The organism is Bacillus sp. ISL-51 (genome assembly GCF_018613535.1).
In the GTDB taxonomy this organism is placed as follows: Bacteria; Bacillota; Bacilli; order Bacillales; family Bacillaceae; genus Bacillus.
In genome coordinates this window covers 111,208-138,098 of sequence record NZ_JAGGQB010000011.1, presented here as the reverse complement: position 1 = coordinate 138,098, position 26,891 = coordinate 111,208, and the positions used below count along the sequence as shown (strand labels likewise).

Genomic DNA, 26,891 nt, shown 5'->3' with positions numbered 1-26,891 from the left:
GAGGAGTGGGAAGAAATGATAACGGAAAAAATCAATTTCTCATTGGATCATCCTATCATGAGAGGCCATAAGGTTTTTGGTGAAGCGTTATTACCCGGTCTTGCCTATATAGATTTAATGTATCAAGTATTTCAAGAGCACGGCTGTGCGTATAATGAGCTCGAACTGAAACATGTGACGATTTATCAGCCTTTAACCGTCAGTGAAACGGATAAAATCATTCTGACCATTCAATGTTCAGAAAGCGGAGATGGAAAGTGGTCCATCTCCCTTTCAGGGCAGAAACAGCAAGGAGCTGAGCTGTCAGAGCCAATCCAATATGCGACGGCGGAAATGCATAAAAGAGATGCAATCACGTTTGACGAAACCATTGACTTCAACGATTGGAAACAATCAGCGTGCTCCTCTGATCTGAATGATATGTATGATCGCTGTCTGGGCCATGACTTGGCGCACTCTGGCATGATGAAATCAAGCGGGCGGCTGTATGAAACGGACGACAGCGTGCTGATTGATCTGTCAGCCGAAGAAGGAAAGGACGCTTTTTTGTTCCACCCGGCTCTTTTGGATGCGAGCGGCATAGGGGCAAGCGGTTTGCTGTCTGAAACAAACCGCCTTCACCTGCCCTTATACTATGAATCGTTTACGGCCGCGGACACTCTGCAAACAGAGTGCGCGGCGCGTATCCGGTCTTCGGCCGTCCGCCAGGAAAAAGAACTCACATACATGACGATTGAGTACTTTAACAAATCCGGACAAAAGGTGGCCGTGCTTAAAAACTTTGCGGGAAAAGCGGTGCGTGATAAGGAAGCGGTACACACAGAACAAGCGGGACAGCCAAAGAAGAAAACAAGTGAGCCGGAAAGCGCAAACGAGAAAGAAATCATCCTTTTCCTGCGCAAGCTCTTAGCCGAAAAACTGGACAGGCCCGCAGAAAAACTGGATATCCTTTCCGGCTACTACGAACTCGGTCTGGACTCTTCCTCTTTACTTGAGATTGTTCAAGACATCAGCATGAAGACGGGCGCAGCCCTTGCGCCCACGCTTCTCTTTGAATATACGAACATAAAGGAACTGGCAGCCTATCTGAAAGAAACGGTTTCATTTGAAGGGGCGGCGAATCCCTCATGTAAGCCTTCTTTTGAAGCCGAACCAGCAGCCGAACCAGCAGCCGAACCAGCAGCCGAACCGGCAAATCGTGAAAAAGCCGGAGATATCGCGATTATCGGAATGGCCGGACGCTATCCGAAAGCGAAAAATGTGGCAGAGTTTTGGGAAAATCTCAAGGCCGGAATTGATTGCATCACCGAAGTTCCGGAGTCCCGCTGGGATTGGCGGACATATGCAGACGTGACGTCTCCGTCAGGAAAAACACTGTCAAAATGGGGCGGTTTTATCGACGATGCCGACTGCTTCGATCCGCAGTTTTTCAGAATATCGCCGCGTGAAGCAGAAACGATGGACCCGCAGGAACGCCTGTTTTTAGAGACGTGCTGGGAAACGATTGAAGACGCGGGTTATACGCCTAAGACGCTTGGCGGAAACGAACGGAAAAAACACCCAGTCGGGGTATTTGCGGGCGTGATGCATAAGGATTACTCATTGATCGGCGCAGAACAATTATCGGAAACAAATCCGTTTCCCGTCTCGCTTAATTATGCTCAAATCGCCAACAGGGTGTCCTATTACTGTGATTTCCACGGCCCGAGCATGGCAGTTGATACGGTATGCTCCTCGTCATTGACAGCCGTTCACCTGGCTATTGAAAGCATCCGCAGCGGGGAATGTGAAGCGGCGTTAGCAGGGGGAGTAAACCTGTCTTTGCATCCGGCGAAATATATCAGCTACGGAAGCGTGGGCATGCACTCAAGTGACGGACGGTGCCGCACGTTTGGCAAAGAAGGGGACGGCTACGTTTCCGGAGAGGGTGTCGGAGCGGTATTACTGAAGCCTTTACAGAAAGCCGAACAAGACGGCGACCGGATTTATGCCGTGATTAAAGGAAGCGCCGTTAACCATGTAGGAAAAGTAAGCGGAATTACCGTCCCGAGCCCTGCGGCACAGGCAGATGTCATTGGGGCATGCCTGAAAAAAGCGGGTGTCAGTCCGCGGACAGTCAGCTATGTGGAAGCCCATGGAACGGGAACTTCGTTAGGAGATCCGATTGAAATTGAAGGACTGGCAAAAGCATTCAGCCAAGGGACGCAGGACAAGCAATTTTGCTCAATCGGTTCAGTGAAGTCAAATATCGGCCATGCCGAGTCTGCGGCCGGCATCAGCGGGTTAACCAAAGCGGTGCTCCAGCTTCATCATAAAACGCTTGTGAAATCCCTGCATTCCGCAGAATTAAATCCGTATGTAAAGCTCGATCAATCACCTTTTTACGTGCAGCAAGAAACAGCTCCGTGGCAAAAGCCGAAAGCTGAAGAGAATGGACAAGTGACTTATTACCCGCGCCGAGCCGGACTCAGTTCCTTCGGGGCATCAGGCTCAAACGCGCATATCATCTTAGAAGAATACATTCCGCCTGCACATCAAGGCACTGTATTAGAAAACGACGTATGCAAGATCATTCCGCTTTCCGCGAGAAATAGAGACAGGCTTTCAGCGTATGCAAAAAAGCTTGCCCAGTCACTGCCTGAAAAAGCGTCACTTTCTGAAATTGCCTGCACGCTCCAGACAGGCCGTGAAGCAATGGAGGAACGAGTTGTCTTTTTCGTTAAAGACATTCATGATCTAAAGCAGAAGCTGAACGATTTCGCAAACGGAAAAGAAAACATACCAGACTGCTGGCGCGGACAAGCCGAGGTGCCGGAGCTTTCCGCAAACGCCTCCGCTCCTGAAACGGATAATGTGAGGCAGCTTGCCGAGGCATGGGCGGAAGGGAAACATGTGGATTGGAGCAAGCGGTACGGGAAACATAAACCGCTGAAAATCAGCGTTCCGACTTATCCGTTTGCTAAAGAACGTTATTGGATTCCGCAGCAAAAGCAACAAGAAAAAAGTCCGTCAGGCATCGTGCTGCACCCGCTTTTACAACAGAATACATCCGATTTTTCACAGCAGCGATTCACTTCTGTCTTTACGGGAGATGAATTTTTCCTTTCTGACCATGTCGTAGACGGCAAAAAGATATTGCCGGGAGTCGCCTATTTGGAAATGGCCGGAGAGGCTGTGAAAAAAGCGGCGGGTGTGCAGGAAAAACATCAATGCATCTCACTCAAAAATGTCGTCTGGGTCCGTCCGATCATCATTGAAAACGAACCGAAGGAAATACATATTGCCCTTTATCCTGAGGATAATGGAGAGATTACCTACGAAATATACAGCGAGGCGGAAGGAAGAGATGAAGATCCTGTCATTCACAGCCAAGGTGAAGCCGTCATTACAGCAGCCGAAGATGTACAGTTAGATATCGCGTCTTTGCAGGCGCAATGCGGCTTGGAGACGGTGACGGCAGCCGAGTGCTATGATGCATTTCAAAAGATTGGGCTTGATTACGGCGCGGCCTATCGGGGCGTTCAGAAATTGCTGATCGGAGAAGACCGATTGCTCGCCAATATTTCACTTCCGTCCGCCGTACAAGAGAGCAAACAGCAATACACGCTTCATCCGAGCATAATGGACGCGGCTTTTCACGCCTCCATCGGCTTGCTTGTCCGCTCGATTCATGACAATGCCAAAAGCCATCAGCTCTCTTTGCCGTTTGCGATGCAGGAGGTGGAAGTGCTCGGTGCGTGCCCGGAAAAGGTGTGGTCATATATCCGCTACAGTGAAGGCAGCAAAGCGGAGGACAAAGTAAGAAAATTCGACATCGATATTTGTGATGAAACCGGTACGGTATATGTAAGGATGAAAGGCGCGTCTGTCCGGGCGCTCGACAACACCCAAACCGGTCAGCCGCCCGTCGGCCATACGATGATGATTCCTGCTTGGGAGCCGGTTGCAGCTAAACGAAACGGCAATGTCAAAACGCTGGCAGGACAAGCTGCGGTATTCGGAGGAACCGAATCCCAGCACACGCTTATCAAACGGCATCTGCCAAACGCGGCATTTTTGCCTATCAGAAGCACGGATGATATCACCTCCATGACGCAAATGCTCGGAGCATCAGCATGGGAACAGATCATTTGGCTCGCTCCGCAGGCCGATTCAGCGGACAGTCTCAAAGAGCAGGAACGCAACGTTTTTCATATATTTAAGCTGATGAAAGCCTTCCTTACATTGGGATACGGGGAGAAAAACCTAAATTGGTGCTTTGTCACAGAGGAAGCGCAGCCGTTTTGTGAACATGACGGCGCCAATCCAACTCAAGCCGCCGTTTGCGGCTTAGCGGGAACGATGGCGAAAGAGTACCCGCATTGGAATATCCGCGTGATCGACACGGAAAAGGACGGCACCTGGCCGATCAACGATGTAATTTCTCTGTCAGCTGAGAAAAACGGGCAAATGTGGGCGTACCGCCAACAGCAGCTGTTCGAGCGGCAATTGATTCCGCTCGCAAACGTTCCGAAAAACGGCTCGTTATATAAAACAGGCGGCGTATATGTCGTCATCGGAGGCGCCGGTTATCTCGGCGAGGCGTGGAGTGAATATGTGATCCGCCGCTACCAGGCCCGCGTCATTTGGATCGGAAGAAGCCGGATAAATGAGTCGATACAGGCAAAGCTGGACAGGCTTGCCGCATACGGCCCGGCTCCTGAGTATGTTTCAGCCGATGCCGCCGACAGTGCCTCATTAGAGCGGGCTTATCACCGTATAAAAGAGCGCTGGACAAACATTAACGGCGTCATTCATTCGGCAATGGATCTGTCCGAGCAAAGCCTGAATAATATGGAGTTAGATGAATTTAAGGCGGTGCTGAGGGCAAAAGCTGACGTAAGCGTGTCTATGGCAAAAGTGTTTGAACGGGAGCCGCTTGACTTTGCGCTCTTTTTCTCCTCACTTGTGGCATTTATCCATAATGTGAAACAAAGCCACTACGCTTCAGGCTGCGCCTTTAGTGATGCATTCGCGAAGGAGCTTGAACTGAACTGGAACTGCCCGGTGAAAGTGATGAATTGGGGATATTGGGGGAACAGCGAAGCCGCTGAAGACGGCAATTTTGTTCAGCTCATGGATCAAATCGGACTTGGATTGATTGAACCGGATGCCGCGATGGAGGCGTTAGAAGCGCTCTTGACCATGCCTGTGCATCAAGCGGCTTTCATTCATACGACAAAACCAGTTGCTGTAGAAGGCATGAATGAACAAGAACAGATGTCCGTTTATCTGCCGCAGCCTCTCACCGCTGCAGCACAGCTGGATGTGCGCCCGCCCGAAGCGGAAACGTTAAGAGGCGCTGAACACGGGGAGCTGGATGATTTTCTTTATCAGCTGCTGATCGCCCAGCTTAAGGAAGCAGGCTTGTTAACACCGGAGAGCATGAAAGCGTATGAGCCTGAGCATGTTTATTTTAAAAAATGGCTCGAACAAAGTGTGGCTTTCCTGCTGGAGCATCGTTATCTTGATGGCGATACGGATTCATTTACCCTGTCTGCCCGGGCAAAAAGCGCAAGCGGCTCGATATGGCAGGAATGGGAGCGGAGAAAAGGAGAGTGGCTGAATAACGCCAATACGAAAGCGATGTCCGTTTTAGCTGAAACGATGCTCAAATCACTGCCGGACATCTTGCGGGAGAACGTGCCGGCGACGGATATCATGTTCCCTCACTCTTCCATGGAACTTGTTGAAGGGATATATAAACATAATCAAGTCGCTGATTACTTTAACAGCGTGCTTTCCGACACATTAACAGCCTATGTGAAAGAACGGATCAGCCAAGATACTGAAGCCTCTATCCGCATATTGGAAATCGGGGCTGGTACCGGCGGAACAAGCGCGGGAATCTTTGAAAAGCTGAAGCCGTATCAGAACAATATAAAAGAATACTGCTATACCGATTTATCAAAAGCCTTTCTCGTGCATGCTGAAACCGAATATGGCGAAAAGAATCCTTATCTGACTTATAAAATCTTTAATGCAGAAGCGCCGCTTTCTCATCAGGACATAGATCCCGGCGCATACGACATTGTCGTTGCCGCAAATGTGCTTCATGCGACGAAAGACATCCGACAAACGCTGAGAAACGCAAAAGCGGTTCTGAAGCATAACGGATTGCTGCTTTTAAATGAAATGGCGGGAAACAGCCTGTTTCCGCATATTACCTTCGGGCTGCTTGAAGGCTGGTGGCTTCATGAAGATACAAAGCTGCGCATTCCGGGGTGCCCGGGCCTGTATCCTGAAAGCTGGAAGCAAGTGTTAGAAAGCGAAGGCTGCCACTCGGTCTTTTTCCCTGCTGAAGCGGCACATGATTTGAGTCATCAGATCATCGCGGCCAACAGCAACGGCATCGTCCGTCAGGCTTTGCAGACTGTATCCGGGAAACGGGATGAAGCGCCGCAAGCCCAGCCGGCTCCGCCCGCTGATCAGCAAACAGCCGTGCAAAAAAGTGACGTCTCCTTAAAGGAAAAAAGCACGGAGTATATGAAAACGTTAATAGGAGAAACGTTAAAAATTCCGCCAAGCCATATCGATTCGAAAGCGCCGCTTGAGAAATACGGAATCGATTCCATCGTCGTCGTACAGCTGACAAATACGCTGCGAAATGTCTTAGACCAAGTCAGCAGCACTTTATTTTTTGAATATCAGACGATCGATGCTCTTGTCGAACACTTAATCAAAACAAAAAGAGACGCGATGATTAAACTGACCGGAGCTGTGCCTGTTCAAGCAGAACCGGAGACGGCTTCAAAACCGCAGGCGGCAAAACCTGTGATGCCTCTTCAGACATCCCGCCGCTACCGAAGGGAAAAACGGATCACGGCAGAGACAGCGCCGCAGAATTCAGTCCGTGACGTTGCCATCATCGGCGTTTCAGGCAGATATCCGCAAGCAAAAACGGCCGCTGCTCTTTGGGACAATATTAAAAAGGGAAAAAACTGTATTGAAGAAATTCCGGAAGACCGCTGGAACTGGCAGGATTATTACGATGAAGAAAAAGGAAAAGAAGGCTCTATTTATACGAAATGGGGCGGCTTTATAGAGGATATGGACAAATTTGATCCGCTCTTCTTTCAGATTTCTCCTTTAGAAGCAGAGCGGATGGACCCGCAAGAGCGTTTGTTTTTAGAGACGGCTTACGCCAGTATCGAAGACGCGGGCTACACACCTGATAACCTGTGTCAAAGCAGAAAAATCGGCGTGTTTGCCGGAGCGATGAACAAAAACTATCCGACCGGCTACGGCTATTGGTCCATCGCCAACAGAGTATCATATCTTTTTGACTTCCAAGGGCCGAGCATTGCAGTGGACACAGCCTGCTCTTCTTCCCTGACGGCGATTCACCTGGCGCTTGAAAGCATATACAGCGGGTCAAGCGAGTGTGCCATTGCCGGAGGCGTAAATATTGTCACAGATCCGATCCATTATATGAATCTATCAGTCATGAACATGCTGTCTGCAAGCGATACATGCAAATCATTCGGAGACCGCGCGGACGGGTTTGTAGACGGAGAGGGTGTAGGCGCTGTCGTTTTAAAACCATTAGACAAAGCTATTGCCGACAACGACCATATTTACGGCGTTATTAAAGGCAGCACGCTCAACAGCGGCGGCAAAACGAACGGCTACACAGTTCCGAATCCGAATGCGCAAGCCGCACTAATCAAAGAAGCTCTTCAAAGGGCGAATGTCCCGGCGCGGACTGTCAGCTATATTGAAGCCCACGGCACGGGAACGGCATTAGGCGATCCGATTGAAATTGCCGGGTTAACAAAAGCATTTGAAGAGGAAACAACGGATAGACAATTTTGCGCCATCGGCTCCGCCAAATCAAATATCGGCCATTGCGAAAGCGCGGCCGGGATTGCCGGATTGACCAAAATATTATTCCAGCTGAAAGACCGCAAGATTGCTCCGTCACTGCACGCGAAACAGCTGAACCCTAATATTGATTTCGCGTATACGCCGTTTATCGTCCAGCAGGAGCTCAGTGAGTGGAAACGCCCTGTCATCGATGGCAAAGAATGTCCGAGACGGGCGGGATTAAGCAGCTTCGGCGCGGGGGGAGCGAATGCCCACCTGGTCATAGAAGAATATATTGCTGACAAAGAGCCCGTTCAACCGGCTTATCCGCCCGCATTAATCGTGCTGTCTGCGAAAAACATCGAACGGCTCAATGAGAAAGCAAAACAGCTCACAGCCGCCATCCGTGACAATAGGTACGACGACTCAGATCTTATCAATATGGCCTGCACTCTTCAAACGGGCCGTGTACCGATGGAGGAGCGTCTCGGCGTTATCGTTCATTCGCTTAAAGAACTTGAGGAAAAACTGAATGCGTTTATCACTGGGGAAGAGACCGCCGGGGTGTACCGGGACGGAACGGAAGAAAACAAACGGATGCTCAGCGTATTTGCGGCGGATGAGGATATGGGAGCCATCATTGATGCTTGGATCAGCAAAGGCAAATTTTCAAAACTGCTTGAGCTTTGGGTAAAAGGGGTGGATGTGAACTGGGCGAAACTGTACGGCGACATTCCGCCGGCGCGCATCAGTCTTCCTGCTTATCCGTTTGCAAAAGAACGCTTTTGGCACCAGCAGCCTGCAGAACGAAAAGCTGCTCCGGTGAGCAAACGATCTGCTGAAAAAGACACAGCGGAGCGATTTGAGGTGATGGCCTTCCGGGAAGTGCTGAAAGAACAGGCCGTGCCGCAAGCGGGAGAAAAGAAAATCAAAACGCTGATTTCTTTCCTTTCTGACCCAGTAAAGCAGCAGGCGGCCGTCTCGGCAGTCCGGTCATTTGACAGTGAAGCAAAAGTCATTTTTATAGCACAGGGGGACCGGTACGAAGCTTTTCCTTCCGGCAGCTATCAAGTGGTGCGGAAAGATCCGCATTCCTATGAAAAAGCCTTTACGCATATTCAAAAAGAACATGGCGAAGCCTCTGCTGTTTTATATTTATGGACGCTGGAAGACAAAAGCTGTATAGAAGATTATTCATGTATCGTCTATATATTGCAGGCAATGGCTGCAGCCAAGCTCCAGCCTGAACGGGTATTACTGGCGGGAGCATTTGAAACGGGTCTTGAAAGGTGCTATCTGGAGTCGTGGATCGGCTTTGAACGGTCGCTCGGCATCGTCCTTCCGAATACAAACATCACCGGTCTTTTCCAAAAAGCAGGCGGAACGATGACTGACTGGATGGAGAAAATATGGGCAGAGCTGAAGGGCGAAACAGAACATACCGCTTTCTATGAAAAGGGAACACGCTTTGTGTATCACATGGAGCGGGCTCAATTATCGCCGGGGAACAACAGACTCAGAACCGGCGGAACATATCTCATTACAGGCGGATTAGGAGGCCTTGGTTACTTATTTGCCCGTCATCTGGCCCAAAATTATCAGGCCAATGTCATTCTCACGGGCCGATCGCCAATCGATGAGAAAAAGAAAGAAAAAATGAAAGAACTCATGGAGCTGGGAGCAGGCGTCATTTATGCTGAAGCCGACGTCTGCGATCCGATCGGCATGGGTGACTGCATAAAGCGCGCCAAAGAACGGTTTGGGGAAATTCACGGCGTCATTCATGCGGCCGGTATCGAAAGCAAAACGTCTATTTTTGAGAAAGAAATCGAGAATTTCCAGCATACGATTGAGCCGAAAGTGAGGGGGAGCCTGCTTCTTGACGAGTGGCTGAAAGAAGAAACGCCAGATTTCATCTGCTACTTCTCTTCCACCTCGGCTGTCTTGGGAGACTTTGGATGCTGTGATTATGCGGCGGCAAACAGGTTCCAAATGGCGTACGCACAATATAAAAACGAACATGCAGTGCATGGCAAAGCCTTTGTGATCAACTGGCCGGTATGGAAAAACGGCGGAATGGGAGTCGGCGGTGAAGAGACGACGGGAATGTACTTGAAATCAAGCGGCCAGCGCCTGTTAGAAACAGAAGAAGGCATTGACTTATTCGAGCGCATTATATCCCAAGAAGACTCGCAGTATCTGGTCATTGCCGGAAAAAGAAGCCGAGCTGAGCGCTTTTTAGGAATCAGTCAGCAAGCCTCGGAAGAACTGCCAGTTCCGTCTGAAATAATAGCGCCGATCCAGGCTGAAAGCGTGGAGGAACGCCTTGAGTCGGATATGAAAGAGCTGATTCACAGCCTGATTAAAATATCCAAGGACAAGCTCGTCCTGCATAAAAATTGGGCGGAATTCGGATTTGATTCTATCTATTTAGCAAAATTCGCCGCTCTCTTATCGAAACATTACGGTATTGAAGTGACACCGGCGTTATTTTACAGCTATGCAACGCTCGGGGATCTCATGAAATACTATCTGACAGAACATAAAGAGGCGATCGAGGGGTTTTACCGGACAGAAAAGGCGCCGGTTCAGACAGATTCAGAAACCGCTGAGCCTGAAAACAAGGAGCCGTACACAGATCAGGAGATCATCGCCATGATGAAACAAGTCTCAGAAGGAACATTAGATTTTGAAAGAGTGCAAGACATCATAGAAGGGAGTAAAACGTATGAATCATAAAGAACTTCTCGATGCCTACAGATCAGGAATTCTCACCATCGCCGAGGTCGAACGGCAGCTAAATGCCTTCAAGCGGACATCTGCAAAACGTCCGCTTTCAGAAGGCCAAAAAGGTTTGTGGATGCTTCAAAAGATGTTTCCCGATATGAGCGCTTATAACATCCCGTTATGCTTTCGTTTTCAAAAGCTGGATATAGAGACATTTAAAAATGCCCTTTTGTTTGTGCAGCGTCAGCATCCCATTTTAACCAGTCTGATAAAAGAGGAGAACGGCCTTCCTTATCAGACTGAGGAGCCCGGCGCACTCTTGACGGCAGTTGAAATGGATATTTCAGATCTCAGCGAGCGTGATATCGTGCCGTTTATAAAGGAAAAAGCAAAAGAACCTTTTGCGCTTGAAACCGGGCCGTTAATGCGCGTTCATGTGTTCCGGCAGGCGAAGCAGAAATCGATTGTTTTGATTACCATACACCATATTATTTTTGACGGCGTGTCACTTATGACGTTTATGACGGCATTATTAGACGCGTATACGAAATTGAGCGAAGGCAAAGAGCCGAACGTTGTGCTGGCAGAGGCAGATTACCATGATTTTGTTTTATGGGAGCAAGAGCTGTTAAAGAGTGACACAGGGAAGGCGCATCTCTCTTATTGGAAACAGCAGCTTAACGGACCGCTGCCGGTTCTTGAGCTTCCGGCCGATTATCCGAGATCCTCGGTTCAAACTTGCAGGGGGCAGGCGTATCAGCGCTTGCTTCCCGATGAACTGAATCAGCAAATAAAAGCTGCCGCCCGCACTCATAATGTAAATGAATCCGTTGTGTTTCTCGCTATTTTCAAAGGTTTGCTTTATCAATATACGAATCAGAATGATGTGATCGTCGGTATGCCGACGATGGGGCGGTCTGAGGCTCAATTTGAGTCTGTGATCGGATACTTCATTAACATGATCGCGGTCAGAAGCAGGGAAACAGGCAGTAAATCGTTTACGGCGTTTATGAAGGAACTGCAGCTGACGCTTGCAGAAGGCCTAGACCATGCTGCCTACCCGTTTCCGGCGCTTGTTAAAGAACTGAAGGCTGATCGCTCACCGGCCGCATCGCCCGTTTTTCAAACCGCCTTTTTCTATCAAAATTTCTTCCAGACAGAAGGCGCCGAAAAGCTGAGCGAACAATATGAATCACTCGGCATTGAAATGATAGAGGAGATTCATCAAGAAGGGGAATTCGAGCTCGCGCTTGAAGTCTATAAAAAAGAAAATGAAACCGTCCTGCAATTTCTGTACAACCCGGATATATACAGCGCTTCTTCTATCGAACGGATGGCAGAGCATTACGTAAAGCTGGCAGAAAAAGTCCTTTCTGATCCGGCTGTCACGTTTGAAGGATGCTCTGGCCTGCTCCATAAAGAACAAGGCGTGCAACAGAAATATAATACGTCAAACGAGCGCTGCATTCATGATGTGTTTACAGAAAAAGCGGAGCGTTATCCTGATAAAAAAGCTGTGATCTTTGGTGAACAAAGTCTTACATACCGCGAATTAGATGAACGCAGCACAGCGCTTGCCGCGGATCTCCAGAAAAAGGGCGTCAGTCCGGAATGCCCGGTCGGCATTTGTACGGAACGTTCATTTGAGATGGTCATCGGGATACTCGGTATTTTAAAAGCAGGCGGAGCATATGTGCCGCTGGACCCTGCGTTTCCGAACGAGCGATTAGCGCACGTATTGGCCGACAGCGGTGTCTCCATCGTATTAACGCAAGCAAAAACACGGGGCAGGATCGATCAATTAAATGCCGGCGTCAGCACCGTGCAGATTGAAGACAGCCGCCGCTCTCTCGCAGGGAAGAAACTGGAGCGCCTTACGGAACCGCATCACCTTGCGTATATCCTTTATACGTCCGGCAGTACGGGGAAACCGAAAGGCGTCATGGTTGAGCACCGGGCCATCATGAATACACTGCAATTTCTGGAAGCCGAGTACCCGGTCGGACAAGAGGACGCGTATTTGTTAAAAACGAATTATGTATTTGACGTATCAATATCAGAATTATTCGGCTGGTTTATCGGAAACGGCCGTCTGGTCATTTTGCCGCCGGACGGAGAAAAAAATCCGCAGCTTTGCATGGATTATATTCAAACTCATCAGGTGACGCATTTGAATTTCGCTCCTGCCGTATTTAATGTGTTTCTGGAAACGGTAAAACGGTATAAGTCATTTACAGAGCACGGTCCTGTTAAATATGTGATGGTTGCGGGTGAGGCTTTTCCGAAAGAACTTGTCAAAAAAGCCGTCTCAATCTTTAAAAATACCAGAATCGAAAACATATACGGCCCGACGGAAACGTCCATCTATGCCGCTTACTACAGCTGCAATCATGAGGAGATCACGAGCCGGAATACGCCGATCGGCAAACCGATTGACAATACACGAATTTATATCGTCGACGAAAAGCTTACCCCCGTTCCCGACGGTGTTGCCGGCGAGCTTTGCGTGGCGGGCGCCGGTTTGGCAAGAGGGTATTATAAACAGCCCGGGCTGACGGCGAAATCGTTTATTGATAACCCGTTTCATGAAGGCGAAAAGCTTTATAAAACAGGTGATTTAGCCAGATGGCTGCCGGACGGAAATATTGAATATGCCGGCCGTATTGACAGCCAAGTGAAAATCCGCGGATTCCGCATTGAACTGGGCGCGATTGAAACAAAGCTCAGTGAACACCCGGACATTCTTGATCAGGCGGTTGTTGTCCAGCAGCAGAACGGCCATAAAAAACTCACAGCGTATTATACAGCGCGAACCGATCATGCAGCAGATGCAAAAGCGCTGCGTCAGCATCTCTTATCGAGTCTGCCGGATTATATGGTCCCTGCGCATTTTATCCGCTTGGATGCAATGCCGTTATCGCCGAGCGGAAAAGTGAACCGGAAAGACCTTGAGCAGCGTCAAGCGATTGTCCATCGCCAGGAAATCGTGAGCAAGATGCCGTTATCAGAAGCGGAAGCCAAGGTCACCCGCATATGGGAAGCGCTGCTGAATACGACAGGCATCCGAACGGAAGACGGATTTTTCGATGTGGGAGGCGACTCACTTCTTGCTGTGGCGGCGGCTGAACGAATCAAACAGGAGCTTGAATGCGAGTTTACCGTCACAGATTTGTTTGAACACTCTACAATTCTGGCAATCAGCCAATTTATCGTCGAAACGAAGCAGGCGGATGAAACATATTTGCCTGATGAATATGAAAGAGAAAGAGAACGAGAGACATATGATGCGATGCCGCCTTATTTTGAAGACAGCGTAGCGATTGTAGGCATGTCCTGTCAATTCCCGGGTGCGAAAAATCATCATGAGTTTTGGAAGCAGTTAAAAGAAGGCAAAGAAAGCGTCCGGTTCTTCTCGGCTGAAGAGCTTCGAAAAGCCGGTGTGCCGGAAGATCTGATCGGAAACCCGGATTATGTTCCGGCGCTATCAACAATAGAAGGAAAAGATCTGTTTGACCCGGGTTTCTTTCACATTTCTCCTAAAGATGCTGAATTTATGGACCCTCAGCTCCGGCTTTTGCTGCTTCATTCTTGGAAAGCGGTCGAGGACGCGGGATATGTGGCAAAAGACATTCCGAATACAAGCGTTTATATGTCTGCGAGCAATAACTCATACAGATCGCTTTTACCGGAGAAAACGACAGAAGGCCACGACTCTCCTGACGGCTATGTTTCATGGGTGTTGGCTCAGAGCGGCACAATTCCGACGATGGTTTCCCATAAGCTCGGATTAAAGGGGCCAAGCTATTTCGTCCATTCAAATTGCTCGTCGTCACTGGTCGGTCTTTATTCAGCGTATAAAAGCATAACGGGCGGAGAATCAGAATATGCGCTCGTCGGCGGCGCGACCCTGCATGCAAGCACAAGTATCGGCTATGTTCATCAAACCGGACTGAATTTTTCAAGCGACGGGCATGTCAAAGCGTTTGACGCCTCAGCCGACGGTATGGCCGGCGGAGAGGGAACCGCCGTTATTCTGCTGAAAAAAGCGTCACAAGCCGTAGAAGACGGAGACCATATTTACGCGATGCTTCGGGGCATCGGACTCAACAATGACGGGGCGGATAAAGTCGGTTTTTACGCACCGAGTGTAAAAGGCCAAACAGAGGTAATCCAAAATGTTTTAGACAGCACAAACATTCATCCGGAGACCGTTTCCTATATAGAAGCACACGGCACAGGCACGACATTAGGCGATCCGATTGAAATGTCCGCCTTACAGCAAGTATATAAGAAATATACGGATCAAGAGCAATATTGCGGCATCGGTTCTGTAAAAACGAATATCGGACATTTGGATACAGCGGCCGGCTTGGCCGGATGCATTAAAGTCGCCATGAGTTTATACCATCAGGAGCTTGCGCCAACCATTAACTACACGAAACCGAATCCCAATATCAAACTCGACGGCTCGCCGTTTTATGTGGTGGACGAAAGAAAGCCGCTGCCGGAGAAAGAGACGCCGCATCGCGCCGCGTTAAGTTCGTTTGGGCTCGGAGGAACAAACGCACACGCGATTTTTGAACAATACCGGCAAGAAAGGGCCGATGAAGCAATCCATGACCAGCCGCCTTATCTCATTCCGTTATCGGCAAAAAGCAAGCCGCGCCTTACAGCATACGCGACTGCTTTATTAGACTTTCTGCATGAAGGCGAAACTGATGTGTCTTTGCGGGACTTAGCGTATACGTATCAGACCGGACGTGAGGCAATGGAAAGCAGAGCTGCCTTTATCACAAACAATATCCATGATTTAAAACGCCGGCTGCAGGAATTTATCAATGGCAGTGACAAGAACATCTTACAAGGCGAAAAAGTGAGAAACAAAGAGGCATCACCTCAGCAGATGGAAGAAGCGGCTGCATTAGAAACAGCGGAAGAAAAGCTGAGCGTATTGGCCGCGTTATGGATTGAGGGCGTGCGTGTGGATTGGCGCATGCTGTATAACGAATCAATGCCGCAGCGAATCAGCGCGCCGACTTATCCGTTTGCAGAGGAACGATACTGGCCGGAAGAAGACGCAAAACAAGCTGAAACAAAGCTTTTGCATCCATTGGTCCATCAAAATACATCCATTTTGCAGGAGCAGCGGTTCAGCTCAGTGTTCACGGGAAAAGAGTATTTTATCGCTGAGCATATCATCAAAGGAATGGCGATCGTGCCGGCTGCCGTAACGCTGGAGATGGCAAGAGCCGCAGCGGAACAGGGCATCGGCGGTGTAACAGAAGAATCTTTATGCATGCGCTTAAAGCATATCGTGTGGGTCCGTCCGGTTATAGCCGATCAGCAATCGGTTGATGTCCATATCGGACTTTATGAAGAAGAGGACGGGCAGATTCATTACCGAATGTATGGAGAGCCGGAAGCACTTGGTGAAGAGCCTCCTCTTTATAATCAAGGCATCGCGGAAATCATACAAAAAGGCCGCTCGGAAAGATTGGATCTTGATCAGCTGCAGCGTCAATGCACCGAGGGAACAATGGAATCTGAAGCATTCTACAGAGGGATGATCGGAGCTGATTACGGTCCGGGGTACAAGGGTGTACAGCTCGTATACCGAGGGGACGGGCGCTTGCTTGCCAAATTGAAGCTCCCTGAATCCGTGTCACATACAAAAGACGATTATGTCCTTCACCCGAGTATGATGGACGGAGCCTTGCAAGCCGCCGAATATTTGCAGAATGTGACAAGAGCTCAGCTGGCAGAAAACGGCGAACCGTTCAAAGCCGCATTGCCGTTCGCTTTAGAGGAGCTTGAAGTGCTGAAATCATGCGTTTCTGATATGTGGGTTCACGTCACATTCAGTGCGAATAATAAAGCCGGCGACCTTATTCAAAAAGCGGATATTGATTTATGTGACAGTGACGGAGAGGTATGTATCCGCATGAGAGGATTTTCCACGCGGATCATGGAAGAAGAGACGAATTCAAGCCTTTCTGCCGGACGTACCGCGACATTGTTAGCCGAACCGGTCTGGACTGAACAAACTGCCGAAAAGTCTGGCGAAGCATCTTCGTATGATCAGCATATCGTATTTCTTTGTGAATACGATGAAGCTGTCAAAAAAGCAGTAGAAACGAAGCTCGAACACGCAAGCGTCTTTACCTTGGATGCGCGTCCGGGCTCTGCTGAAGCGCGTTTCCAATCGTATGCGGGGCAGCTGTTCGGACACATTAAAACCATTCTCAAAAGTAAGCCGCAGGGGCGTATTCTCCTTCAGGCTGTCACGCGGTCAACAGGGCTGCAGCAGCTGTTCACAGGTATAACAGGTCTGTTCAAAACAGCAAGCCTGGAGCATTCCAAACTGACCTGCCAAATGATAGAAGCAGAAAACAAAGAAAGCGCCGAAGGCATTGCAGAAAAAATAGCGGAAAATCAAATGCACCCGGAAAATGCCCATGTGAAATACGAAAACGGCAAGCGTTATATTGCTGATTGGAGAGAAATGGACGTACCTCAAGAAGAGCCGGACATTCCGTGGAAAGACAGAGGGGTTTATCTCATTACAGGCGGCGCCGGAGGTTTAGGCCTGATTTTTGCAAAAGAGATAGCGAAACGTACGGAAGAGTCTGTCATCATCTTAACCGGGCGCTCCGCTCTTGGAGAAAAGCAGGAAAACACGCTTGAAAGCTTGCGCAGCACGGGCGCTTCTGTATGCTACGAGCAAACGGATATCACAGAAGAAGCAGAGGTATACCAATTAATCCGCGGCATCCGGCAAAAGCACGGAAGGCTTGACGGCATCCTTCACAGCGCCGGAATCATTAAGGATAACTACATGGTGAAAAAGCCGGCCGAAGAATTCCAAGAAGTGCTGGCTCCTAAAGTAAAAGGCCTTGTATACCTCGATGAAGCCTCCAAAAATGAGACATTAGATTTCTTTATTGTCTTTTCGTCTTTATCAGGAGTGATGGGAAGTATCGGCCAAGCCGACTATGCGTCGGCAAATGTCTTTATGGATGTGTATGCGGAGTACCGGCAATCTCTTACACAGTCAGGAGAAAGATACGGGAAGACGCTTTCTGTCAGCTGGCCTTTATGGAAAGAGGGCGGAATGCGTGCGGATCAGCACACAAAAGACATGCTGATGCAGCAAGCGGGCGTTGCGCCGCTGAGCACACAAGCAGGCATCAACGCTTTATATCAAGGCTTGATGGGCGGTGCAGCCCGGATGACGGTGTTTGAAGGGGATGTGAATAACATTAAAGCGAAGCTGCTTCACCAACAGGACGATAAGCCGAAAGCTGAGACTGAAAAGCGGCATGACATTGACGCTGACAGCCTGCTTGAAAAAGTGAAACATCTGTTAAAACAGCAGGCATCCGCTTTGTTAAAAGTAAAGGTTGACAGTATTGACCATCATGAAGAAATGACAAAATACGGGCTCGATTCCATTTCGATGACGGAATTTACAAACCAACTAAACCGAACGTACCAGCTTAAGCTGACACCGACGATTTTCTTTGATCATCCGACGATACATGAATTTGCCGTCCATTTAACCGAAGAATACGAAGCCGAATTCGCTAAACGGTTTACAGTAAGCACGAAAACAAATCAAGCCGCCGAGCCGGCGAGAAAGACTCAAAACATGCATTCAGCTGTAAAGCGGCGCCGGACTTATCCTGCTGCCAAACCAGAGACAAAACGCCATGATACGCAGCGTGAGCCGATTGCTATCGTTGGAATCAGCGGAATTTTCCCGATGGCCGAAGACATTGACGCCTACTGGCAAAACCTTAAAGAGGGCAAAGACTGCATGACAGAAATTCCGAAAGACCGCTGGGATTGGCGGGACTATTATGGCGATCCCGCAAAAGAAGCCAATAAAACCAACGTCAAGCGGGGCGGATTTATTGACGGAATTGCTGAATTTGATCCGCTGTTTTTCGGCATCTCTCCTCGTGAAGCGGAACAAATGGACCCTCAGCAGCGCCTTTTGTTAACGTACGCGTGGAAGGCGATAGAGGATGCGGGGTATGCAGCAAAGAGTCTGTCAGGCACAAAAACAGGTGTGTTTATCGGTACGGGAAATACAGGATACGGCTCACTGCTGGCCAATGCGAATTCAGCGATTGAGGGTTCATCAGCGGCGAATACAAGTCCGTCAGTCGGACCGAACCGCGTCAGCTACACGCTCAATCTGCACGGCCCGAGCGAACCGATTGATACGGCTTGCTCAAGCTCGCTCGTCGCCATCCATCACGCCATCTCTTCCATTGAAGAAGGGACGTGCGACATGGCTTTGGCAGGGGGAATCAATACGATTATTCTGCCGGACGTATACATCAGCTTTGATAAAGCCGGCGCGCTGAGCAAAGAAGGGCGTTGCAAAACGTTCTCAGATCAAGCCGACGGTTTTGCGCATGGCGAAGGAGCCGGTCTCTTTTTCTTGAAAAGGTTAAAAGCGGCTGAAGAAGATGGAGATCATATTTACGGTGTGATCAAAGGAAGCGCCGTGAATCACGGCGGCCGGGCGGCTTCGTTAACAACGCCCAACCCGAAACAGCAGGCGGAAGTTATAAAAGCCGCATACCAAAAAGCGGGCATCGATCCGAAAACAGTCACATATATCGAGGCGCACGGCACCGGGACAGAGCTTGGAGACCCCGTTGAAATTAACGGTCTGAAAGCAGCTTTCAGCTCATTCGCTGACGAGAAAGACAAAACGACGGGATATTGCGGCTTAGGCTCGGTAAAAACAAATATCGGTCATTTATCTCTCGCAGCCGGAGCGGCGGGCATCATTAAAATTTTGATGCAGATGAAGCATAAAACTTTGGTGAAAAGCCTTCATTGCGAGACGGTGAACCCGTACATTAAGCTCGAGGACAGCCCGTTTTATCTCGTGCGGGAAACGATGGAGTGGCAAGCGCCAAAAGATGAACGAGGCCAAGAACAGCCGCGCCGCGCGGGCATCAGCTCATTCGGAATCGGCGGCGTCAACGCCCACATCATCATAGAAGAATACATTCCGACTGATCGAGAGGAAACAGATCAGTCTCACCAGCATCCGGGCCTTTTCGTACTGTCGGCCAAGAATGAAAAACGCTTGAAAGAACAAGCCGAGCAGCTGAAACATGCAATTCAGCAAAAGCGGTACGATCAATTGAGCTTGGTTTCTATGGCTTATACCCTCCAAACGGGAAGGGACGCCATGGAAGAACGTCTGGCGATCATTGCGGGCACCGCTGAAGAACTGCAAGAAAAACTGTCTCAATTTGTAAATGAAGACGAGAGTGCTGACCTGTACAGAGGCAGAATCGACAAAAGCACATTGCAAATGCTGACCGAGGATGAAGAAATTCAAGAAGCCGTGGAAAAATGGATGGCGCGCGGGAAATATGCGAAACTGCTTGAATTATGGGTAAAAGGATTAGATGTCGATTGGGCGAAGCTGTATGGAGACCAACCGCCTAAACGCATCAGCCTGCCGACATACCCTTTTGCAAAAGACCGTTATTGGGTTTCCGGCACCGCGCATAAAAATGAAGGCGAAGGCACTGCTTTTACAGGAGCCGGAGCAGTTTTACATCCGCTTTTGCACCGGAATACATCGAATCTGACAGAACAGCGGTTCAGCTCCACCTACACGGGTGAAGAATTTTACCTCGCGGATCATGTAGTCAAGGGCGTGCCGATCTTACCGGGAGTCGCACATCTTGAAATGGCGCGGGCAGCGATGGAAGAAGCGGCCGAACTGCAAGCCGGAGAAGGAAGCGTGAAACTGAAAAATACGGTTTGGGTGCGTCCGATCACAATTGATGAGGAGCCATTAGACGTAAACATCCGGCTCGTTCCTGACGATACGGATGACGTTCAATACGATATTTACAGCTATTCAGAAACTGCTGATCCGATCGTTTACAGCCAAGGATCTGCATCTGTCCATCCAGAAGCCCAAGCCCCAGTGCTTGATTTGCAGCATCTGCAAGCCCAATGCGTCCAAAGCCCGTTCACTGTAGACGAAGTATACGATACGTACCGCATGATCGGCTTTGATTACGGTCCGGCTTTCCGGGGTGTCGAAGCCATTTATACTGGTGAGAATTTCGTCTTAGGCAAACTGTCGCTGCATCCTGCTTGTATGGATACTTTAGAGGACTACACCATGCATCCGGGATTAATGGATTCGGCGCTGCAGGCATCAAGCATATTGACCGGAACAAACGATCAAAAGCTGATGCTGCCATTTGCGGTTCAGGAGCTTGAAGTATACGGCAGGTGTTCTGCTGACATGTGGGTGTACGCCAGACTTTCTGAAGATAACAAAGCGGCAGACCGCGTAGAAAAACGCGATATTGATATTTGTGATGAGAACGGTGCGGTTTGTGTCCGGCTGAAAGGATTGTCCTTCAGGTCAGCTGAAAAAGAACCGGAGAAAAAAGCGGAAACATTAGAAACGCTGATGTTTGAACCTGTATGGACTCGAAACAGCCAGGCAGCAGACCAGCCAGCGCCTGTTTTTGCCCGGCATATCGTGATGCTTTGTGAAACAAATGCCGGAACAAAAGAAATTGTCGAAGCCGGTGTTGCGGGCGCCGAATGCATTAAGCTGGCCTCCGCGCATAAGGGAGCGGCGGAACGCTACCGCGATTATGCCGAGCAGGTATTAGAAACGCTGCAGCAAATTTTGGCGGAAAAACCGGAAGGAGACGTGCTTGTACAAGCCGTCCTCTCTAAAACAGATAAACACCAGCTGTTCTCAGGGCTTTCAAGTCTGTTAAAAACCGCCGGCTTGGAAAATAAAAAACTAAAAGCCCAGCTCATCGAAGTGGAGGCGGCCGAAAACGGCAAAATCGCTGACATCATAAAAGAGAATAAAAATCATGCCGATGACGGCCGCGTGAAATATGAAAACGGCATACGATACAGCGCTGACGTCAAGGAAGTGGCCATCCCTGACAAAAACATCCGCATCCCGTGGAAAGACGGCGGCATCTATCTTATTACCGGAGGAGCCGGCGGACTTGGCTTTATTTTCGCAAAGGAAATCGCCGCGAAAGTGAAACAGCCGACACTTATTCTGACGGGCCGTTCCGCATTAAGTGTGAATCAGCAAAAACAGCTGGAGTCACTCAGGCTACTGGGAGCAAACGCGGAATACAGACAGACGGATGTGACGGAAGCGCAAGCGGCTGCTGACGTCATAAAAAGCATAGAGACAAAATACGGAGACCTTCACGGCATCATCCACAGCGCGGGTGTAATGAAGGATCAATATGTCGTAAAGAAAACGAAAAAAGAGCTGCACGGTGTATTGGCGCCTAAAGCAGACGGATTTGTCAATTTGGATGAAGCAACCACGCATCTGGCTTTGGACTTCTTCATCGTCTTTTCATCCATATCCGGTGTCACCGGCAATCCGGGACAGGCGGATTATGCGGCAGCAAACGCATTTATGGATAGCTATGCGGCATACCGCAACGCGCTTGTTACTGCGATGTACCGCCACGGGCATACACTGTCGATCAATTGGCCGCTGTGGAAAGACGGCGGTATGCAAGTAGATGAAGAGACGGCGAAGCTCACGATGAAGAGAACCGGTGTGACGCCGATGCGGACAGAAACCGGGATAGAAGCGCTTTATCAAGCGTGGAACATGGGAAAAACCAGCGTGCTCGTCATGGAAGGAATTCGTGACGTGATGCAGGAAAAGCTGCTCCAAAAAGCGCCTTCATCGGCTGCACCGGCCAAAACGGCGGAAGAAACGGCCGCTCCGAAGGGCTTGTCGGCAAAACTTCAGGATTTGCTGGGAGACGAGGTCTCCGAACTTCTTAAAATAAAACCTGAAGAGATAGATACAGATCTGGAGTTCAACCAATACGGCTTCGATTCCATCACATTGACGGAATTCGCAAACAAGCTGAACGAAACATACCATCTTGAACTCGCGCCGACGATATTTTTTGAATATGCCACCATCCAAACATTAGCGGCGTATTTATCAAAAGAATATAAAACGCAATTTACAGACCGGACGCAGCCGAAAGAAGAAAAACAAATTCGCACAAAAAACGATGCAGACATCAGGCTGACAGGCAAAAAACGGTTTGCCAAACCGGTTACAAAGCCTGTTCAGACAGAGATGAAACAAACTCCTGAGCCGGTTGCCATCGTAGGAATGAGCGGGGTGTTCCCGAAAGCAAAAAATATTGATGAATACTGGAAAAAACTTGAAAAAGGAGCGGATTGCATTACAGAGGTGCCCGCTGATCGCTGGGATTGGCGTGAGTATTACGGCGACCCGCTGTATGAAGCAAATAAAACAAACGTAAAATGGGGCGGATTTATCGACGGAGTCGCGGATTTTGATCCGCTGTTCTTCGGAATTTCTCCGTTGGAAGCCGAGCAGATGGATCCCCAGCAGCGCCTGTTAATGATGTACGCTTGGAAAGCGATAGAAGATGCGGGATACTCTGCAAAAAGCCTTTCCGGCACAAAAACGGGTCTTTATATCGGCACGGGGAATACAGGCTACGGCTCGTTATTTTCGGATCTGGACATCGGCGGGGCGTCTGCCGCTAATATGAGCCCGTCAGCGGGACCGAACCGTGTCAGCTATATGCTGAACCTGCACGGCCCAAGTGAACCGATCGACACGGCTTGCTCAAGCTCGCTGGTCGCCATTCATCACGCCGTGTGCGCGATTGAAAACGGGAATTGCGATATGGCAATCGCGGGCGGTGTCAATACTGTCGTCACCCCGCAAGGACATATCGCCTATGACAAAGCCGGAGCGCTGAGCAAAGAAGGAAAATGCAAAACGTTCTCAGACCGGGCTGACGGATTTGCCGTCAGTGAAGGCGCGGGTATTCTTTTCTTGAAAAAACTATCAGAAGCAGAAAAGGCGGGCGATCATATTTACGGCGTCATCAAAGGCAGTGCGGTCAATCACGGCGGACGCGCGAACTCCTTGACTACGCCTAACCCGAAAGCGCAGGCCGAAGTTGTCAGAACGGCATACGAAAAGGCGGGCATCGATCCGAGAACCGTCACCTATATTGAAGCCCACGGAACCGGGACTGAGCTTGGCGACCCTGTAGAAATTAACGGGCTGAAAGCCGCTTTCCAAAAGCTGTACGAAAAAACCGGAGATTCGGCCGTGCATACAAGCCATTGCGGTTTAGGATCGGCAAAAACGAATATCGGCCACCTGTCGCTTGCTGCGGGTGTCGCGGGTGTCATCAAGGTATTAATGCAAATGAAGCATAAAACACTTGCGAAAAGCCTTCACAGCGAGGTGATCAACCCGTACATCAAGCTGAAGGACAGCCCGTTTTACATCGTGCAGGAAAAGAGAGAATGGAACGCGCTGAAAGACGAAAAAGGCAATGATGTACCGCGCCGCGCGGGAATCAGTTCATTTGGCATCGGCGGAGTAAACGCGCACGTTGTCATTGAAGAATATATACCGAGACAAGCTGAGAAAGCTGTTACACCAAAAAGGCCTCACATTTTCGTATTATCGGCAAAGGATGAGGAACGTCTGAAGGAACAGGCGCAGCAGCTGGCGGATACCTCCTTTACAGACGGTCAGCTTTTCGACATGGCCTATACATTGCAGGCCGGCCGTGACGCCATGGAAGAGAGAGCGGCCATTATCGCTTCCTCGGCCGAAGAGCTGCGGGACAAGCTGAACAGCTGTGCCAAAGGACGCTATAACATTTCCGGCATCTATAAAGGTAAAACGGATAAAGCAGCAATAAAAGCAATGATGGCAAACGGAAATGTCCAAGAGAATATAGAAGAGTGGCAAAAACGCCGCGAGATTGACAAGCTTGCTGAACTGTGGGTGCAAGGAATCGATATGAATTGGGATAGCCTATACGAGGAAACGCAGCCTAAGCGAGTCAGTCTGCCGACCTATCCGTTTGCAAAAGAGCGGTACTGGATCACAGATAACCGGCCAAAAGCGCAGAAACCGAGAGCCGATGTGACGGCGGCTCGGGTGCTGCATCCGCTGCTGCACGAAAATATCTCAGATTTGACTGAGCAGCGGTTCCGATCCGTATTTACGGGACAAGAGACGATTTTTACTGACCATATGATTAAAGGCAAACCGGTCATGCCGGGTGTGGCATATTTGGAAATGGCTCGTGCAGCCGTTACTCAGGCAGTCAAAGGACAAAAGGAACATCCATCTGTCATCCGTCTCAAAAATATCGTTTGGGTCCAGCCGATAGAAGCGGCCGGCCAGCCGATAGAAGCTGAGATCAGCCTTGTTCCGAAGGAGAACGGCGAGATCGCTTATGACATCTATACCGAATCACAGACAGCATCAAACGGCCGGCAGATTCACTGTCAGGGAGCGGCCGGCATTCTCGGCGCTGCAGAGGCTCCGCGCCGAGATTTGGCCGCGCTGAAAGCTCAATGCGAAGAAAATATGCTGACTTCCGGAGAGTGTTACGGCTTATTCAGTAAAATCGGAATTGATTACGGTCCCGGACAACAGGGAATCAAAACAATTTACATCGGGAACAATCAAGCATTAGCTGAGCTTATGCTGCCTTCAATCCTTGAAGGTACGGCAGATCAATATGTTCTGCATCCGTGTATGCTTGATTCTGCTTTGCAAGCCACACTCGGGCTGAAACTTCACGCCGATGACAATCAGCTGTCATTGCCGTTCGCCCTTGAGGAGATTGACATTTTCAGTCCGTGCACATCCCGCATGTGGGCATATGTCAACTCCCGGGGAGCAGAGGGGAAAATACAGCGCCTTGACATCGACTTATGTGACGAAAGCGGGCGTGTCTGTGTCAGAATCAAGGGGATTTCTTCAAGAATGATGGAAGAAACGGCTCCGGAAAAATCATTAAACGGGGCGAACCTGCTGGCCCCTGTATGGGACCATGAGGACATCCGTGAAAAAAGCCCGTCGCTTCGTGAAGATCAAGTTCTCTTTATCGCGGGAGACGAGGAGGGCGCGGCTTTTCATAGGCAGCATCCGTTTGCAAAAAGGCTCTGCATAGCCCCCGGTGACGAAATAGAGGCTGTTACAGCTGAAATGAAAGCTGCCGGGCCGTTTGACCACATCGTTTGGATCGCCCCTTCCCGAGGCTATGAGGATATAGTGAAAGCTCAGGACGAGGGCGTCATTCAGATGTATAGAGTGATAAAGGCGATGCTTGCTTTAGGTTATGACAGTCAGCAAGTGAGCCTGACTGCGGTAACGGTGATGACCCAATCCGTTCTGCCGGATGATATCGTCAGTCCTGTTCATGCAGGGCTTCACGGTTTGATCGGCTCCTTGGCAAAAGAATTTCCAAACTGGAAAACAAGGCTGATCGACGCCGAAGATCCGGGTGATGTATCAGACGCTGAGCTGTTCTCGGTGCCGTTTGACCCGCAGGGACACACATGGGCATATCGAAACAATCGCTGGTACAAACAGCGTCTCATTCCTGTGCAGCAGCAAGTATCAGGTCAGCCAGCATATCAAAAAGGCGGCGTATATGTCGTCATAGGCGGCGCCGGCGGTATCGGCGAAGCATGGAGTGAATACGCCGTTAAAACCTATCAAGCCCGCGTCATTTGGATCGGCAGGCGAAAACATGACAGCGCCATCCAAGCTAAAATCGACAGGCTTGCGCAAATAGGCCCTGCTCCTGTTTATATCGAAGCCGACGCGGCAAATCTAGACGAGCTCCGATACGCGTATGAAACGATCAAACGCATGCACCCGCGGATTAACGGAATCATTCATTCTGCGATCGTCTTAGAGGATCAGAGTCTGGCTAATATGCCGGAAAGCCGCTTCAAAAGCGTGCTTGCCGCAAAAGTCGATGTCAGCGTGAACATGGCTCGTGTTTTCCAAAAAGAGCCTTTGGACTTTGCTTTGTTCTTCTCGTCCGTCCAATCGTTCGCACGGGCGGCCGGACAAAGCAATTATGCCGCCGGATGCAGCTTTAAGGACGCCTTTGCCGCTCATTTATCTCAAGTCTGGCCGTGTACGGCAGCCGTGATGAATTGGAGCTATTGGGGCAGCGTCGGAATCGTGTCATCGTCTGAATATCAAGAAAGAATGAAACAGGCCGGTGTAGGTTCAATTGAAGCGCCTGAAGCGATGGCGGCGCTGGAACGATTGCTCGGCGGGCCGCTGAACCAGCTTGTCATGATGAAACCTGAGAAAGAACCTGATGAACAGCCTGATGAAATCATTGAAGTATATCCGGAACACCACGGCTCGGCGATGCAAAAACTGCGAAGCTATCGGCCTAAAGTAACAAGACATGTACAACAATTGAGTTAAGGAGGAG

2 protein-coding genes are annotated in these 26,891 nt (G+C 49.6%); both read left to right on the top strand.

Translation table 11 applies throughout. The annotated features are described in order from the left end of the window. The first annotated feature begins 15 nt into the window (after window positions 1-15). Window positions 16-10,584: an SDR family NAD(P)-dependent oxidoreductase gene (locus J7E26_RS14850; protein WP_214813608.1), complete on the top strand. Its 10,569-nt coding sequence runs from the start codon at window positions 16-18 to the stop codon at window positions 10,582-10,584. Beyond that, entirely contained in the window at window positions 10,574-26,884 is a 16,311-nt protein-coding gene (locus J7E26_RS14845) for a non-ribosomal peptide synthetase (protein ID WP_214813605.1), read from the top strand. The genes J7E26_RS14850 and J7E26_RS14845 overlap by 11 nt, the downstream gene beginning before the upstream one ends. Window positions 26,885-26,891: the final 7 nt, after the last annotated feature.

Coding starts and splice junctions, on each gene's coding strand:
- J7E26_RS14850 (WP_214813608.1), top strand. CDS start 16: ATGATAACGGAAAAAATCAATTTCTCATTGGATCATCCTATCATGAGA.
- J7E26_RS14845 (WP_214813605.1), top strand. CDS start 10,574: ATGAATCATAAAGAACTTCTCGATGCCTACAGATCAGGAATTCTCACC.